At 41.4% G+C, this 15,474-nt stretch carries 11 protein-coding genes and 2 pseudogenes; 7 read left to right on the top strand and 6 right to left on the bottom strand.

What is annotated here, in order from left to right:
* Positions 1 to 38 precede the first annotated feature (38 nt).
* Positions 39 to 2,513: an ATP-dependent Clp protease ATP-binding subunit gene (locus tag AAZO_RS22610; protein WP_013192942.1), complete on the bottom strand. Its 2,475-nt coding sequence runs from the start codon at positions 2,511 to 2,513 to the stop codon at positions 39 to 41.
* Between the two features lie 451 nt (positions 2,514 to 2,964).
* Positions 2,965 to 3,582: a ribosomal protein S18-alanine N-acetyltransferase gene (rimI, locus tag AAZO_RS22605; protein WP_013192941.1), complete on the bottom strand. Its 618-nt coding sequence runs from the start codon at positions 3,580 to 3,582 to the stop codon at positions 2,965 to 2,967.
* 245 nt (positions 3,583 to 3,827) lie between these two features.
* Between rimI and lysA the strand changes: the two genes are divergently transcribed.
* The 4 genes from lysA to AAZO_RS22585 all read left to right on the top strand — a co-directional run bounded on the left by lysA (position 3,828) and on the right by AAZO_RS22585 (position 7,233).
* Positions 3,828 to 5,219 carry a diaminopimelate decarboxylase gene (lysA, locus tag AAZO_RS22600; protein WP_013192940.1) on the top strand — a complete coding sequence of 464 codons (1,392 nt, stop codon included), beginning with the start codon at positions 3,828 to 3,830 and terminating at the stop codon, positions 5,217 to 5,219.
* A gap of 91 nt (positions 5,220 to 5,310) precedes the next feature.
* Positions 5,311 to 6,288 carry a diadenylate cyclase CdaA gene (gene cdaA / locus AAZO_RS22595; protein WP_013192939.1) on the top strand — a complete coding sequence of 326 codons (978 nt, stop codon included), beginning with the start codon at positions 5,311 to 5,313 and terminating at the stop codon, positions 6,286 to 6,288.
* The gene (locus AAZO_RS22590; RefSeq protein WP_013192938.1) at positions 6,285 to 7,034 is read left to right on the top strand and encodes an isoprenyl transferase; all 750 of its coding nucleotides are present in this window, start codon (positions 6,285 to 6,287) and stop codon (positions 7,032 to 7,034) included. Before cdaA ends, AAZO_RS22590 begins: the two co-directional genes overlap by 4 nt.
* Complete coding sequence (locus AAZO_RS22585; RefSeq protein WP_041641900.1) at positions 7,021 to 7,233, top strand: hypothetical protein; 213 nt, start codon at positions 7,021 to 7,023, stop codon at positions 7,231 to 7,233. Before AAZO_RS22590 ends, AAZO_RS22585 begins: the two co-directional genes overlap by 14 nt.
* A 102-nt stretch (positions 7,234 to 7,335) precedes the next feature.
* Here the strand turns inward: AAZO_RS22585 and AAZO_RS22580 are convergent, their stop codons facing one another.
* From AAZO_RS22580 to dnaK, 4 genes are all read right to left on the bottom strand, one after another.
* Positions 7,336 to 7,608 carry a DUF3143 domain-containing protein gene (locus AAZO_RS22580; RefSeq protein WP_013192937.1) on the bottom strand — a complete coding sequence of 91 codons (273 nt, stop codon included), beginning with the start codon at positions 7,606 to 7,608 and terminating at the stop codon, positions 7,336 to 7,338.
* 133 nt (positions 7,609 to 7,741) lie between these two features.
* On the bottom strand, positions 7,742 to 8,197 hold the full coding sequence (locus AAZO_RS22575; RefSeq protein ID WP_081462923.1) for a J domain-containing protein: 456 nt from the start codon (positions 8,195 to 8,197) through the stop codon (positions 7,742 to 7,744).
* A 319-nt stretch (positions 8,198 to 8,516) separates the two neighbouring features.
* Positions 8,517 to 9,515 (bottom strand): DnaJ C-terminal domain-containing protein, encoded by a 999-nt coding sequence (locus AAZO_RS22570; protein ID WP_187289557.1) that lies wholly within the window; start codon positions 9,513 to 9,515, stop codon positions 8,517 to 8,519.
* A gap of 307 nt (positions 9,516 to 9,822) precedes the next feature.
* Positions 9,823 to 11,871, bottom strand: a complete 2,049-nt coding sequence (gene dnaK / locus AAZO_RS22565) for a molecular chaperone DnaK (protein WP_013192934.1) — start codon at positions 11,869 to 11,871, stop codon at positions 9,823 to 9,825.
* Between the two features lie 270 nt (positions 11,872 to 12,141).
* Here dnaK and AAZO_RS22560 point away from each other — a divergent pair.
* The 3 genes and pseudogenes from AAZO_RS22560 (at position 12,142) to AAZO_RS41815 (ending at position 14,644) form a co-directional block, all read left to right on the top strand.
* Positions 12,142 to 12,989 (top strand): annotated as a pseudogene (locus AAZO_RS22560) (M28 family peptidase).
* Positions 12,990 to 13,508: 519 nt separating this feature from the next.
* Positions 13,509 to 14,037: pseudogene (locus AAZO_RS32005) on the top strand (hypothetical protein).
* Between the two features lie 472 nt (positions 14,038 to 14,509).
* Positions 14,510 to 14,644 (top strand): hypothetical protein, encoded by a 135-nt coding sequence (locus tag AAZO_RS41815; RefSeq protein ID WP_266886818.1) that lies wholly within the window; start codon positions 14,510 to 14,512, stop codon positions 14,642 to 14,644.
* Positions 14,645 to 15,474 lie beyond the last annotated feature (830 nt).

The following is a 15,474-nucleotide window of genomic DNA, read 5'->3' as shown; positions in this document are numbered from 1 at the left end:
CATCCTCCACCGCTTAATTAACAATTTAAAAAACCTAACTATGACTCAACACCCTGGGGTAACAACTCCCGACGCGGTTGAGAACTAACTTGAACAATGCCATTTTCATCAACATCAACAAGAGCAGTATCACCGTCTTTGATGCGTCCAGATAGAATTTCTTCCGCTAAACTATCTTCTAACAAGCGCATAATTGCCCGACGTAATGGCCTTGCACCGTAGCTGGGACTGTAACCCTCTTGAACTAGGCGCTCTTTGAAGCGATCACTCACTTCTAAAGTAATGCCTTTTTCTGTTAACCGACCGAACACTTCCTTCAGCATGATTTCGGCGATTTGGGTAACTTCAAGCTTGTTCAACTGACGGAAGACAATAATTTCATCCAAACGGTTTAAGAACTCAGGACGGAAGTATTGCTTTAGTTCCTCGTTCACCAAAGAACGAATCCGGTTGTATTGAGATTCGGTCGCATCCTCAGCAAACTCGAAACCAATACCGCTACCACCTTTTTCAATTACCTTAGAACCAATGTTGGAAGTCAAAATCAGCAAGGTGTTCTTAAAGTCCACGGTGCGACCCTTCGCGTCAGTTAAACGACCATCTTCCAAAATTTGCAGCAGCATGTTGAACACATCGGGGTGTGCTTTTTCGATTTCGTCAAACAGCACTACTGTATAAGGACGACGGCGTACAGCTTCTGTTAATTGACCACCTTCGTTGTAACCAACGTAACCTGGAGGTGAACCAATCAGTTTACTAACGGTGTGACGTTCCATGTACTCGGACATATCCAAGCGAATCATTGCTTCTTCAGAACCGAAGAAGTAAGAAGCCAAGGATTTAGCCAACTCAGTTTTACCAACCCCAGTTGGACCAGAGAAGACAAAACTGGCAATTGGCCGATTAGGATTCTTCAAACCAACACGAGCGCGACGAATAGCGCGGGAAACAGCCTTCACAGCATCATCTTGACCGATGAGGCGCTGATGTAAGGTGTCTTCCATGTGTAGCAACTTCTCGGATTCAGATTCAGTGAGTTTGTTCACTGGTACACCTGTCCAAGAAGCAACAATGTGAGCGATGTCTTCTTCTGTGACTACAGGTTCAACACCGTCACCACCAGCCGCGTTGGTTTTGGTTTGAGCAATGGTGCGTATTTCCGCTTTGATTTCCATTTCTCTGTCCCGCAGTTCTCCGGCTCGGTCAAAGTCCTGAGAACGGACAGCATCATCTTTTTCTTTTAAGATTTGCCGCAATTCCTTGTCTAACTCTTTAGCTGCTGGGGGTAGCTGGGAGTTAATCAAGCGCACCCGTGAGCCTGCTTCATCAACCAAGTCGATGGCTTTATCTGGGAGGTAGCGATCGCTAATATATCGATCAGACAACTTCGCCGCCGCGACTAAAGCTTCATCGGAGATTTTTAACTTGTGGTGTTGCTCGTAGCGATCGCGCAAACCATATAAAATTTCAATTGTTTCATCAACAGAAGGCTCACCTACCATCACAGGCTGGAAGCGTCTTTCCAACGCTGCATCCCGTTCAATGTGTTTACGATACTCATCTAAAGTGGTCGCACCGATACACTGCAACTCACCCCGTGCCAAAGCTGGCTTGAGGATATTCGCTGCATCAATCGCCCCTTCAGCCGCACCTGCACCGATTAAAGTGTGAACCTCGTCAATAACAAGGATGACATTACCCGCAGAACGGATTTCATCCATGATTTTTTTTAGGCGTTCTTCAAATTCACCCCGGTATTTCGTTCCTGCTACCAGCAAGCCAATATCAAGAGTAACAACACGCTTATCTTCGAGAATGTCGGGGACATCTTTGTTAGCTATCCGGCTCGCTAGACCTTCAGCAATAGCCGTTTTACCTACCCCTGGTTCACCAATTAGCACTGGATTATTCTTAGTCCGGCGACCCAAAATTTGAATCACGCGCTCAATTTCTTTAGCACGTCCCACCACAGGATCAAGTTTATTGTCTGTGGCCATTTGGGTCAGGTTGGAACCAAATTCATCCAAAGTCGGGGTTTTCGTGCGACCAGATGAACCTCCCCCTGGTGAAACTTCGGCTGTTTCTCCCAACATACGGATTACCTGGGTTCTCACCTTAGATAAATCCACACCGAGGTTTTCTAACACCCTGGCTGCTACACCTTCCCCTTCGCGGATGAGGCCCAACAGCAGATGCTCGGTGCCTATGTAGTTATGCCCCAGTTGGCGTGCTTCTTCCAAGGATAGTTCTAGAACTCGCTTTGCCCGTGGCGTAAACGGAATTTCCACGGCTACAAAGCCTGAACCCCGACCTATGATTTTTTCAACTTCAATGCGGGCATCTTTAAGATTAACGCCCATTGATTTCAGCACCTTGGCGGCCACTCCTGTCCCTTCCCCTATGAGACCCAAGAGGATCTGCTCGGTTCCAACAAAGTTGTGACCTAAACGGCGGGCCTCTTCTTGGGCCAGCATGATTACCTTAATGGCTTTTTCTGTGAAGCGTTCAAACATGGCATTCTTCCCATCACCTGCGTCGTGCCGGTACGCTGATTTTAGCACAGGCTAAAAGTTTGGATGTCTGTATACAAATTTTTGACCTCCAACTGCGATTACAAATTGAGTTAATTGCTAACTTTTTATTACTTTTTATGTAGCCTGTGTACTGAAGAGGTTGAATTTACCAGCCTTTTTGGGACTAATGACAAACAGATAAAGCCTTTATGTTGAGATTTTGTTGATTTAATCCCAAGCAGAAATCAATATCATATAGCTTAGTTTTTTGTCAATGATTTGCATGTTTAATAGCTTTGACTTATATAAAATCTAGATTTAGTTTAAAATTCTGATTGAAGTTAAGTAGCATGAAAATTGCGTTTTTTGTTATTAAGGCGAGAAATCGAGATACAATTCAAAATTCCAAATTCCTACCTATTAGTCTGTCTAATAGGTAGGAAAAAAGTTTCTATTGTTCCCCTACCTCAGCAGCAGCTTCACCGGTCATTTTTGGGAGACGACTATTCCCTTTCACCTCTTCCGCATTCACTGACCAACAAGATTGACTGAGGCGATCTTTCACTATGCTATGCCAATCGTCCAAAATTTTGAAAAACTTTGGCTGTTGTAAATCAGAAACCCAAAGAATCAGCGCGTCTTCTTCATTATCTTTGTAGTAACACGGTCTTCTGCCAGCGATTTTAAAGCCAAATTTTTCATATAACGAGATAGCCCCGTTGTTGGAAGCTCGGACTTCAAGAGTAGCTCTCTCCAAACCGCAATCGCTGGCTGTCTTGAGTAAAGAATACAATAAAGCCTGTCCCAAACCTTGACGGTGATATTGAGGATGAACCGCCAAAATCGTAATATGTGCCTCCTCTAAAATTGACCAAATACAGCCCATTCCCAGCAACCCAGAACTAGAAAACGGGGAAAATAAACCTAGAAAATGACTATTAGGGCTTTCCAACTCACGTCCGTAGCCATCCATTGTCCACAAGCCATTAAAACAAGCCTTATCAAGCTCCAGCAATTCACCCAAATGCTCTGGTGTCAAGGATTGAATTTTTAAATCTAATAATTTCACGATTAAAGAAACAGGGAATAGGTGACAGGTGACAGGTAACAGATGACAGGGAATAGTTAAGAAGATGGTCTATGGGAAATGGGGAACAAAGGTGCGGGAAAATTCTTCAGAATCATGGCTTCTGCCTCTTACCTCCTATTACCAATCACCAATTACCCATTTCCCATTACCAGCCTTCCTGTAAACTGGGAATCGAGATAATAACTCACGCCCGTAATCTTAACCAGGACAACTCTTAATTAGATATGGTATCGACTCACCCCCTCGGGATTCAAGCTTCTGGCAGTCAATATTTACCTCAAAAGCTCAACAACACAACTCTTTCACCTAATCAAGAACTCTTACCCTTGAGTGCTAGAGTGAATCGTCATGACTCCCTAGAAATCGGTGGGTGTGATGTCACAACGCTGGTTGAGCAGTTTGGTTCACCTTTATATATTTTAGATGAAGAAACTCTACGGACAGCCTGTAGGCAATACCATGATACTTTCAAACAACACTACAAAGACGAATCTCAAGTATTGTACGCTTCTAAAGCATGGAATTGTCTAGCTGTTTGTGCCATTGTTGCCTCGGAAGGCTTGGGAATTGATGTGGTATCTGGTGGTGAACTATACACTGCGCTCAATGCGGGTGTGACTCCAGATAAAATCTACCTACATGGCAATAATAAATCTCGTGATGAGCTAGTTTTAGCTATTGAGTCAGGTTGTACAATTGTTGCGGATAACTGGTACGAATTAAAAACTTTGGTAGAATTGGTAACAAAGTCTTCCCCAGTTCGCATTATGTTGCGGTTAACTCCAGGGATTGAATGTCATACCCACGAATATATCCGCACCGGACATTTAGACAGTAAATTTGGTTTTGATCCCAGTGATTTAGATGAGGTATTTGCCTTTGTTAGCAAACAACCAAGTTTAAACTGTGTAGGGTTACACGCTCACATAGGTTCACAAATTTTTGAACGTCAACCCCATCGAGATTTGGCTGCTGTGATGGTACAGTGGTTGCGGGACGCAGCCAAATATAATTTGGAATTGAAAGAGTTAAATGTAGGTGGTGGTTTAGGGATTAAGTACACAGAATCAGATGATCCCCCAAGCATTGAAGAATGGTCAAAGGCAATTTGTGAAGTAGTTCAACAAGCTTGTGCTGCTGAAAATTTGCCCTTACCTAAATTACTCTGTGAACCAGGGCGATCGCTGATTGCCACAGCTTGCGTTACCGCCTACAGTATTGGTTCAGCTAAAGTTATTCCTGATCTTCGTACTTATGTGACAATTGATGGAGGAATGTCTGATAATCCCCGCCCCATCACCTACCAATCAGTTTATCGGTCAGTGGTTGCTAATAAAATGTCTGCTGCTTTAACAGAAACAGTCACATTGGCTGGTAAACATTGCGAATCAGGAGATATTCTGATCAAAAATGCCCAACTGCCTAAAACTGAACCAGGTGATATTCTCGTCGTTATGGGAACTGGTGCCTACAATTACAGTATGGCATCTAACTACAACCGCTTGCCCCGACCAGCAGCTGTTTTAGTGGCGAATGGCGAAGCAAACTTAATTTTGCAACGCGAAAATTATCAAGACATAATTCGACAAGATTGCCTACCAGAAAGACTGAAATAGTCAGTGGTCAATTGTCAGTGGTCACTTATTTCAGACTCTGACCACTGACCACTGACCACTAACCACTGACAAAGTTTGTAATCCAGATGTCATGAGAGATTGGTGGAAGCAATGGCTGATAAACCTGGGATGGTCACAGTCCTTGCTATTTGGGACTCTGGATATTGTGTTGGTGCTGGCGCTGACATATATGATCCTTGTGATTATTAGTGAACGCCGAACGCTGTGGATGGTAAGGGGATTTATACTCTTGATGCTGGCCTCAGCATTCAGCGGTACTTTAGCGCTACCTCTGCTCAATTTCGTTCTTGAAAAGTTGGTAATTGGTTGCGCTGTAGCGATGGCTGTAGCACTTCAATCAGAGTTTCGCCGCTTCTTGGAACAACTGGGACGAGGTGAGTTCCGGCTGTTATTTCAACCCAACCGCTTGGCAGTCCCCAAATCTGATAGCGTGATTGATGAAATTGTCGAAGCTGTAAAAGAACTGTCAAAAAATCGGATTGGCGCTTTGCTAATTTTGGAAACTTCCGGGCCAATTGATGAGAGAGATTTTTCAGTACCTGGAGTAAAGTTAAATGCAGAGGTGTCTAAGGAGCTGATACAGACAATTTTTCAGCCAAAAACTTTATTGCATGATGGGGCAACATTGATCCGGGGTTCGCGAATTGTGTCATCGGGTATAATTTTACCACTTTCGGGACGTACAGCCTCGCGCCAGTTGGGTACACGCCATCGGGCAGCAATGGGAATTACTGAACGGGTCGAAAATTGCATTTGTGTCGTTGTATCAGAAGAAACGGGTTCTATTTCCTTAGCGGAAAGGGGAACTCTATACAGACCACTGACGATTAGGAAGTTAAAAGAGTCTTTACAGGCTCGATTTTCTCCCACTGTAGATAGGGACACTGTAGCTCCTGGTCTTGTCAGTTTAATTCGTCAAATTAGTGGTCAGACACTAGCACTGGTGTCACGTTTACTCAAATTACCAAGTCTTCGACACGGTATGCGTAGCTTGCTTCCCCGTAGGGATACGACCCCTTCTCGCCAAAAAAATAAGACCGAAAAATGACTACACAACAGACTGAACTGCAATATTTACCCTCTGATTTAAAACGAGAATTACTCCCCCAGCACGTTGCGGTGATTATGGATGGCAATGGTCGATGGGCTAAAAGTCAAGGTTTACCAAGGATTATGGGTCACAAACGGGGAGTTGATGCCCTCAAAGATTTGCTGCACTGTTGTAAGGATTGGGGAATTAAAGCCCTGACTGCCTATGCTTTTTCGACGGAAAACTGGAAAAGACCACAGGAAGAAGTGGAGTTTTTGATGAGTCTGTTCCAGGGTGTCTTGCGTCAAGAACTACGGGAAATGGTAGAGGAGAATGTACAAATTCAGTTTGTGGGTAATTTACAAGCTTTACCAACAGCACTTCAGGAAGAAATTTCTCGTTCAATGGCAGAAACTAAGGATAATCGCAGTATTAAGTTTACAGTAGCCACAAATTATGGTGGTAGACAGGAGATTTTACAAGCTTGTAGAGCAATCGCTCAAAAGGTACAACAAGGTATATTAAATCCTGATGAAATTTCTGAAGAATTGTTTGAAAGTCATTTATATACAGCCGGAATAACAGATCCAGATTTACTCATCCGCACCAGTGGGGAAATGCGACTTTCTAATTTTCTACTTTGGCAAATGGCCTATGGAGAAATTTATATTACCGAAACTCTCTGGCCAGATTTTGACAGAAAAGAGTTTCAACGGGCTTTATGTGCTTACCAGCAACGGGAAAGGCGATTTGGGAAAATTTAGGTGTAGGGGTGTAGGAGAGAAAGAATTCAGGAGTCAGGAGTCAGGAGTCAGGAGTCAGGAGTCAGGAGTCAGTAGTCAGGAGTCAGGAGTCAGAATATTTGAGAAATTGGTTAATTATCAAATAGGGATTTTTGAAGTTAGCCTGAAAAAGCAGACTGCTGATGGCTGTTCGCGTAGCATGCCGTTAGGCATTAGCTGAATGGTTACAAACAAATTATGAATTAAAAATTAAAAATGAAACATCTTTTCTGCCTGTTCCCTGTTCGCTTCTGCCTGAATTACGAATTACGAATTACCCAATTTATGGACCGCAAAATATGGCTTGTTCTATATCTTGCCGACTTAGGGAATATTTAAAAGAACGTTGGATATTCTGACCATTTTCTCCAGCTTGAATATATCTAACTGTAATTTGCTCTATATCTAGCCAAATTTCTGCTTGCCAGCTAGGTTTTTGCAATCGCCAACAATGTAATTCGTTTTCATCTTGTTGGCAGCCTTGGTCTTTTAGCCATTGTTCAATTTGTGGAAGTGGATGGCTATATAGAGGTGTATTGGAGGGAAGAATAGACATAAGAAATTTCAAATAGTACTTACAGCAGGCTACGCGAACAAAATTCAAAATTATTAGTTTGTATCGGGTGTGGAAGTTGGGAAATATGGGTGATTTGCTGTTGTGTATTTGGTGTGGTTGGGAGAAGTTGTGTTTATAAACTGGACTCACCACGAAGAACACCGATCGCGAGCGCTAATATCATACAACCCACAAAGGTTAAGCCTAACACAAATAATACAAAGATTTCTCCTGATGAGAGGGGGCGATAGCTTGCATCAAGATACATTGATTTTGACCAATCATGAGGTCGAGAAGCTCGATGGTTTAAATCTGTAGGTGCTTGAATGACACCAAACCGAGAATAACCAATTTTCAAATCATATCTTAAACGCCGTTCTGGATGGCTGAGAGTAGCGTAAGCCTCGTTAATTTGCTGAAATTTTTCTGTAGCAACTATCGCTGGTAATTCTGTAGTATCTGGATGATACTGTTTACTCAATTCCCGATAAGCGCGACGGATATCTATTACCGACGCGGAAGGATGAAGTCCTAGCAGGGCGTAATATATGATTTCGCGGCTTTGTGGCATTACCCCATTGTCATTCACGACCGTTTGAGTCACTTTGCTCAAAAATGTTTTTTATATTTTAAATCTTTTGGGTGCGGCTCTTCTGAAAAGACGTAATAATACATTCGCATTACACATTTCTGAATCAACCTATATCTACATTTCTGTTTTTTAACCTAAGAAACTAAAATCAAGCGATCCTTAGGATCGCTTTACTATCGCCTACTCCCTTCCCACTAAAAGAATAAGGTCATAGTAATGATGATAGTTGCCTTCATCATGATACCTTGCAATTTCTTACACCTCTTAGCTTTGCGTCTTTGCGTGAGGGATATTTATAGATTGTAAAACCTGACAACTAAATTAAATCCGCACGGGGTTTAAAGGTTTCAACTTCCCGCAATTTTTCATAAAGCTGTCTTTCTTCATCTGTAATATTTTTGGGTGTAACTATCTGAACTTCTACTAATTGATCACCGCGTTTTCCGTTTTCACCTGGGTAGCCTTTGTTAGCTAAACGGAATCTTTGTCCAGACCGGACAGCAGGAGGAACAGTCATTTTTACGGGACCGTCGAGAGTTGGTGCTTCGACTTGTCCTCCTAATACTGCTTCACTGGGAGTTACAGGAACTTGACAGAAGATGTTAGAACCTTCTAGTTTAAATAACGGATGGGGTTCAACGGTAATTTTTAAGTATAAATCGCCTCCACCAATGCCTTGATTTCGCAAGCGGATGGTTTGACCTGTCACCATTGCTGGGGGCATAGTTACTTCGAGCGAGCGCCCATCTTCTAAGCGTATCCTTTCATTACCACCTTGATAAGCTTTTTCTAGTGGTAAAGTTAATCTGGCTTCTATATCCCTGCGGGTAGTGCGGGGTGGGGTGTTAACTGTATATGAGACTTTGGTTCTGGGAGTCCGAAATGGGTCGGTAGTGGTTGTATTATCTGCTGTAGTTCTGCTATCTTTGCGACTCCTAACACCAATGACCTGATTAATAAAACTTTCAAAATCAGGAAACTCGCTAGGATCTACTTCTTGATTACTGCGACCGTTGTTAGGGCGATTATCTCCCCAAGCTTTGGGTTTTGGTGTCTGTTTACCACCAGCAAAGCCTTTTTGTTTCCAGTAGCGGCTAAACTGGTCGTATTGGGATCGTCGACTGGGATCGGAAAGAATTTCATAAGCCTCCCCAATAGTCTTAAATTTTTCTTCTGCTTCTTTGTTACCTGGATTAAGATCAGGGTGATATTGCCTTGCTAACCTGCGATAAACCTTTTTAATTTCTTCGCTAGAGGCTTCTTTATTTACTCCCAAAATCTCGTAATAATCGCGGAAATTTTGCAAATTTTGCATATTCATTAATGATCAATTATCTGTTATCAGTGGAGGAAGGCAAAAGGTAAGAGGTGAACCAACGCGGTCTTAGGGAGCCACTGTGGTGGACGGGTTTCCCCGCATAAAGCAAGTAAGTGGCGTGGTTTCCCCCATGTAGGCGCTTCCCCTTCCCGCAGGGTGCGACTGGAGAACCCGAAGGGTAAGAGGCAAAGGGCAAGAGTTTTTTAATTTTTAATTTTTAATGATTACTGTCACCTGTCACCTAATTTTCTTCTACCTCCTGCCTCCTGCCTCCTGAATCTAAAATCCAAAATCTCAAATTCCTTTACAGCCAATCATCGTCTTCATCCCAATTATCCCGGTAGGTGGGACGGCGGCGGTGTGGTGGAGGACTATCATAGGAGGGAGAACGATTGTCTCTACCATAGTCTCGACTATAGTCTCTGTTATTAGAATCGGGTTCCCGATAGTTTTCTCTGGAATAATCCCGTTCCCGTTCTTTATCACCAGTGAAGATGTCACGGATGGCACCAAATAGGTCTTCATCTTCATCTTCAGCATAATACTCTCGCACTTCGCGATTTAGCTCATACAGAGCATCTTGCAGGTCAGAGTAAGCTTGGTCAATACCGCGATCATCATTATCTTTTAAACTTTCACGCAGTTCCCGGCAAATATTGTCAATGCGTTGACGACGGTTACGGGCAAACTGCATCCCCATTTCCAAGGCTACTTCCCTCAATTGCCGTTCTGCTTGTAAAATCAATGCCTCGGAACGAGTGCGTTTTTCTACCCGTTCTTTCCTTTCCCGGTCAACATCAGCATATTTTTGAGCATCTTGAATCATGCGATTTACTTCTGATTCACTCAAGGTAGAAGCGCCTTGAATTGTGATACTCTGTTCTCTGCCAGTGGTACGATCTAAAGCCGTTACCTGTAAAATCCCGTTGGCATCAATATCAAAGGATATTTGAACCTGTGGGATGCCTCGTGGTGCTGGTGGGATGCCATACAGCTTAAATCTTCCCAAAGACTTATTATTTGCTGCCATTTCTCTCTCACCTTGGACAACGTGGATTTCTACGCTGTTTTGGTTATTTTCAGAGGTGGAAAAAATGTCGGAGCGTCGTACTGGTATTGTGGTGTTACGGGGAATGAGCTTTTTCATCACGCCACCAATGGTTTCCAGTCCTAAAGATAGGGGTGTGACATCTAACAGCAATACATCTTTGAGTTCGCCGGCTAAAATACCTGCTTGAATTGCTGCACCTACGGCCACAACTTCATCAGGGTTGACGTTTTCGTTGGGTTCCATACCTATGAAGTCCCGCACTAGCTGTTTTACTATTGGTATCCTGGTGGAACCGCCTACTAGTACAACTTCTTCAATATCTACTGGGGAAAGTCCGGCATCTTTTAGCGCCCTTTTGACTGGTGTTCGCACTCTGCTGATTAAGTCACCACATAGTCCTTCAAATTGCGATCGCGTCAGGCGTGTTTCTAAATGTTTAGGTCCGTCCTCTGTGGCGGTGATGAAGGGTAGGTTAATATCGGTGACACTGACAGCAGAAAGTTCAATTTTGGCCTTTTCTGCGGCTTCCATTAACCTTTGTAAAGCTTGGCGATCACTTCTTAAATCTACACCCTCTGCTTCTAAAAATTGTCCTGCCAACCAATCAACTATCTTTCTATCAAAATCATTACCACCTAATTGCGTATCTCCACTAGTGGCTTTAACCTCGAATATGCCGTCACCTACTTCCAAAATCGACACATCAAAAGTCCCACCACCCAAATCAAAAACTAAGATGGTTTCCGTTTCACCCCGATATAATCCGTAAGCCAAAGAAGCCGCAGTCGGTTCATTGAGAATTCGCAAAACATCTAAACCAGCAATTCTCCCAGCATCGCGGGTAGCCTGGCGTTGGGAATCATTAAAATAAGCTGGAACGGTAATTACAGCCCCAGTGACAGTTTCTCCCAAATAGCGACCAGCATCATCTGCCAATTTCCTCAGCACCATAGCTGAAATTTCTTCTGGGGTAAATTCTTTATTTAAGCGGGGACACGCAACTTTAATACTGCCTATTTCATCTTTGCGGATGGTATAGGGTACACGCTTGGAATCTGGGTTAAGTTCACCATATTTCCGCCCAATGAAGCGTTTAACTGCAAAAAAGGTATTTTGGGGATTAAGAACAGTTTGCCGTCTTGCCATTTGTCCAACCACCCTTTCACCTTCTTTGGTGAAGCCAACAACAGAGGGAGTTGTTCGCATACCTTCAGCATTGGCAATCACCACCGGCTTGCCACCCTCCATTACGGCGACTACTGAGTTGGTTGTACCCAAGTCGATGCCGACTACCTTGCCCATGCGTTACTTGTCTCCTAAGCGTGTCCTGTACGTCTATTATGATTAGATGGTACTACCTCTAGCTTGCTGCTAAATGATAAAAATTACCCAATGGTATAATTATCATCATTAAATTCAATAATTTACATAATTAGAGAAATTTTAGCTTAAGGTGCTACTTGCCAAACTAGGATAGCATTTGAAGAGAGGAAAAGAAGAAGAGGCTGTAGGGTGTGGGGCGTGGGGAACAGAGACAGTAATTTTCTCAATCACCAATCACGAATCACCAATTTGACTTTAAAACAACAATTACAAAATCATCTCCAAGAGATAGCATGGGAACGCGATCCCTATATGGCGAGTACCGGACATTTCTTTGTTCAAGAATACATTCGCCAACAACTTGCACAATGGGGAAGTGTGGAAATCCACACCTTTCAAGTCAGGGGTAAAACCTGTAACAACCTGATTTTAAATTTACCAGCCCAAACACAAAGGCAAGAAACAAAGTTACCACCCATTTTAATAGGCGCTCATTATGATGGTGTACCTTATACAGTGGCTGCTGATGATAATGCTACTGGTGTGGCTGTGTTGTTAGAGTTTGCTCACAGTTTTACCCAAATACCAGCTAGATATCCTTTGGGACTTGTTGCTTTTGATATGAAAGAATACGGCTTATTAGGTAGTGCTGATTATGCTGATTTATTACGTAAACAAGGACAACCTCTACGCTTGATGATAGCATTGGAAATGCTAGGCTATCAGGACTTTACTCCTGGTTGGCAAAGATACCCAGCTTTTTAGATAAGTTTTACCCCAACACTGGAGATTTTATTGGTTTAATTGGTAATTGGCGGGCTTTGCGCGATTTAATTAGTTTAAGTCGAAGTATTCGCCAAGTGGGTGTACCTAGTCAATGGTTACCAGCGCCCAATCGGGGGTTACTGGTTTCCCAAACTCGACTTAGTAATCATGCACCTTTTTGGGATCAGGGTTATCCAGCAATGATGGTGATAGATACTGCGTTTTTACGAAATCCAAATTATCACAAACCAAGTGATACTATTGCTAGTTCGGACTTAGACTTTCTGACTGGCGTGTGTGAGGGTTTAGAAATGGGGATTAAGAAGTTATAGAAAATTATTGGTTAATTTAGTTTAAACTTGATCTAATTTATTAAGTATTTACTAGATTTATGCTTATATTATCTTCTTTGAGTGCCAGAAGAATTCTTTATAAAATATTTTAATCTAAGAGCACGCATGATCCTGCTTTAAATAGAAATTTGGTTAGTTATCAAGGAAATAAACAAACTCCTTTTTCTTCTTGGTTCAAATATAGGAAAGGATTTTCAAAACCTCTAATTACCTAAATGTTACAAACATTAAAGCCTAATCCAGGTATAGTAATAGATCCATTTTCAGGAAGTGGAACATCACTCACTATTGACTGCTAGTAAATTAGGATGGATAACCACGGAAATTCAACTTCTACCAGTCGGCATTTTTGCTACTGAAGCTAGAATAATAGGGAGCATCCACTATTGGAAGATACACAGCTTTTAGCAGAATATAAGGATAAATAAGTGTGGATTAGCAACCATGAACCAGGATAGAAAAGAACGGACCAAAGCCTGCTTAAAAGAATAGGCAACATTGTTATATGAAGAAGCAGACAAAAGTCAGATAACAGACTTGGAAGGCATAGAAAAAACAGTAAGGAGTCAAATATTAGAAGTGGTAAGTCCAGAAATAGCCCTTTTTTTATCGAAGAAACAACCGGAAGGAAAATAGGTAAAACCAATAAAGTCAAAACCCCTTGCTAGGAGAACTAAAACTAAAAGCTAAATAGTTGCAGAGACTGGGTTTGAAGCCAAGAAATCGATTAAGTCCATTAGTTTAAAAGTGCTGCTTGAGGCTATCAGCTCAAGCTTTATTTAATAATTCTCGAGGCAAACAAGTTAAGAAGTTTTTCGACATAAGCGAAAAACATCCCACTGGCATTATTAACTACACCTACTACCAAGCTAAATAACTGTGTTCTATTGGTTCTGGATCTGTCGAATCTGCTATTAAACACATTGGAGCAAGGATTAAAATTTCTGGCGCATAGTGGAATGTTGAAAGTGTCTACCAAATCCTTTCCCTTCCTTGTGCTTATCTCAATGGTTTGCTTCCTATTTGAGTCTTTCTGCCAAAACTCGATGCTCCCGAATAATAGCTCAAAAAATAGATATACAGGAATTTAAAAGAGTAATATATAAACTGCAAAAACTAGATTACCAAAACTAGTATCAAGAAATTTATATATTTAAACATATAACAATTACTCATGATGCATCTTCCCAAATGAATGAAAAGTAATCAATGGGCTATTTATCTTATTGTCATGACTTTATTACAGATACGAATATCCAGAAGATACTGATATATATGCAGCTTTTTCTATCCTTGAAGATATTAGTTCTTCTAGAAAAGATGGGCAATATCTCCGCTGGTATTTTCGTTCAGGGCGTTCAAAAAGTAAATCTGAATTTAATAAAGGAGCAATTTTATCTTTTGAAGAGGCTATTGAACGTAAGCTTAAGCAAATTATATCAGACTTAGAGTGAAGTTCCATACAACTAGATTTATCTCATGATGATCAACTACCACAATTGTTCCCTAGCAAATTTGGCGATCTAGAAAATGTAGAACCTAACCTTTATGAAGGTTCATTTTTAGAAATTCTTCCTACTTTTCCAGGTGATAGTGTTGATTTCGTTATTACATCACCACCATATCTGAACTGATATGATTACACTCGTACCTATGCTCTTGAACTTGCATTTTTGGCATGTAGTGAAAATAAAGTCGAAAATCTACGTCAGCAAATACTTTCATGCACAGTATCAAATCGCGATAAACGTACATATTTATAATAATACTATATAAGTAAACAACTGGATAACGTTTTCTTAAAAATAGATTCTGTTTTTAAACAACAGGATGCACTACAAGAAATATTAATGACTTTAGGAAAAAATAAAAATGAAGGGACTTCGAATAATCAAAAGATTTACAGAATGGTACATAATTACTTGTATGAAATGTGTCTTGTTATCTATGAGTTAAGTCCCATTCTCAAATCAGGTGGCATAATCACAATAGTTAATGATAATTTCAAATACGCAGGGGAAGAGATTCCTGTAGATTGAATTCTATCAGATATCGCAGAATCCTTTGGACTGACAAATAGATCTATTTAGACACTAGGAAGAGGAAGTTGGGAAGACTGGAAAAACTGGGGTATTGGAGAAGATACGTTTGCTTATATCAGTAACCATTCCGAATTAGAACTTATTCAAGTATTTTGTCACCCTCGTTTAATTCGAGAACACTCTTTATTATTAGCCTACTATCGTAGTATATCTGTACTTACTCAAGAAGCAGTTCAGTATTTAGCTAAAGTAAATTTAAAGAAGATTGAAGCTAATGAAGACAATAAAATTCCTCTAACAGAAGATAAAGCTTTGACAGTTTCCCGACTATTTAATGAACACATATCTCTGATTATTGATAGTTCAATTGACAGCCTGACGTAAGCAGAATTATATGGCACAATACTAGCTTCAACTGGAGC

The organism is 'Nostoc azollae' 0708, from assembly GCF_000196515.1.
GTDB classification, from domain to species: domain Bacteria; phylum Cyanobacteriota; class Cyanobacteriia; order Cyanobacteriales; family Nostocaceae; genus Trichormus_B; species Trichormus_B azollae.
This window is presented reverse-complemented; position numbering and strand designations above follow the sequence as displayed.

Coding starts and splice junctions, on each gene's coding strand:
- AAZO_RS22580 (WP_013192937.1), bottom strand. CDS start 7,608: ATGTCTATTCTTCCCTCCAATACACCTCTATATAGCCATCCACTTCCA.
- cdaA (WP_013192939.1), top strand. CDS start 5,311: ATGAGAGATTGGTGGAAGCAATGGCTGATAAACCTGGGATGGTCACAG.
- lysA (WP_013192940.1), top strand. CDS start 3,828: ATGGTATCGACTCACCCCCTCGGGATTCAAGCTTCTGGCAGTCAATAT.
- AAZO_RS22610 (WP_013192942.1), bottom strand. CDS start 2,513: ATGTTTGAACGCTTCACAGAAAAAGCCATTAAGGTAATCATGCTGGCC.
- dnaK (WP_013192934.1), bottom strand. CDS start 11,871: ATGGGCAAGGTAGTCGGCATCGACTTGGGTACAACCAACTCAGTAGTC.
- AAZO_RS22590 (WP_013192938.1), top strand. CDS start 6,285: ATGACTACACAACAGACTGAACTGCAATATTTACCCTCTGATTTAAAA.
- AAZO_RS22570 (WP_187289557.1), bottom strand. CDS start 9,515: ATGCAAAATTTGCAAAATTTCCGCGATTATTACGAGATTTTGGGAGTA.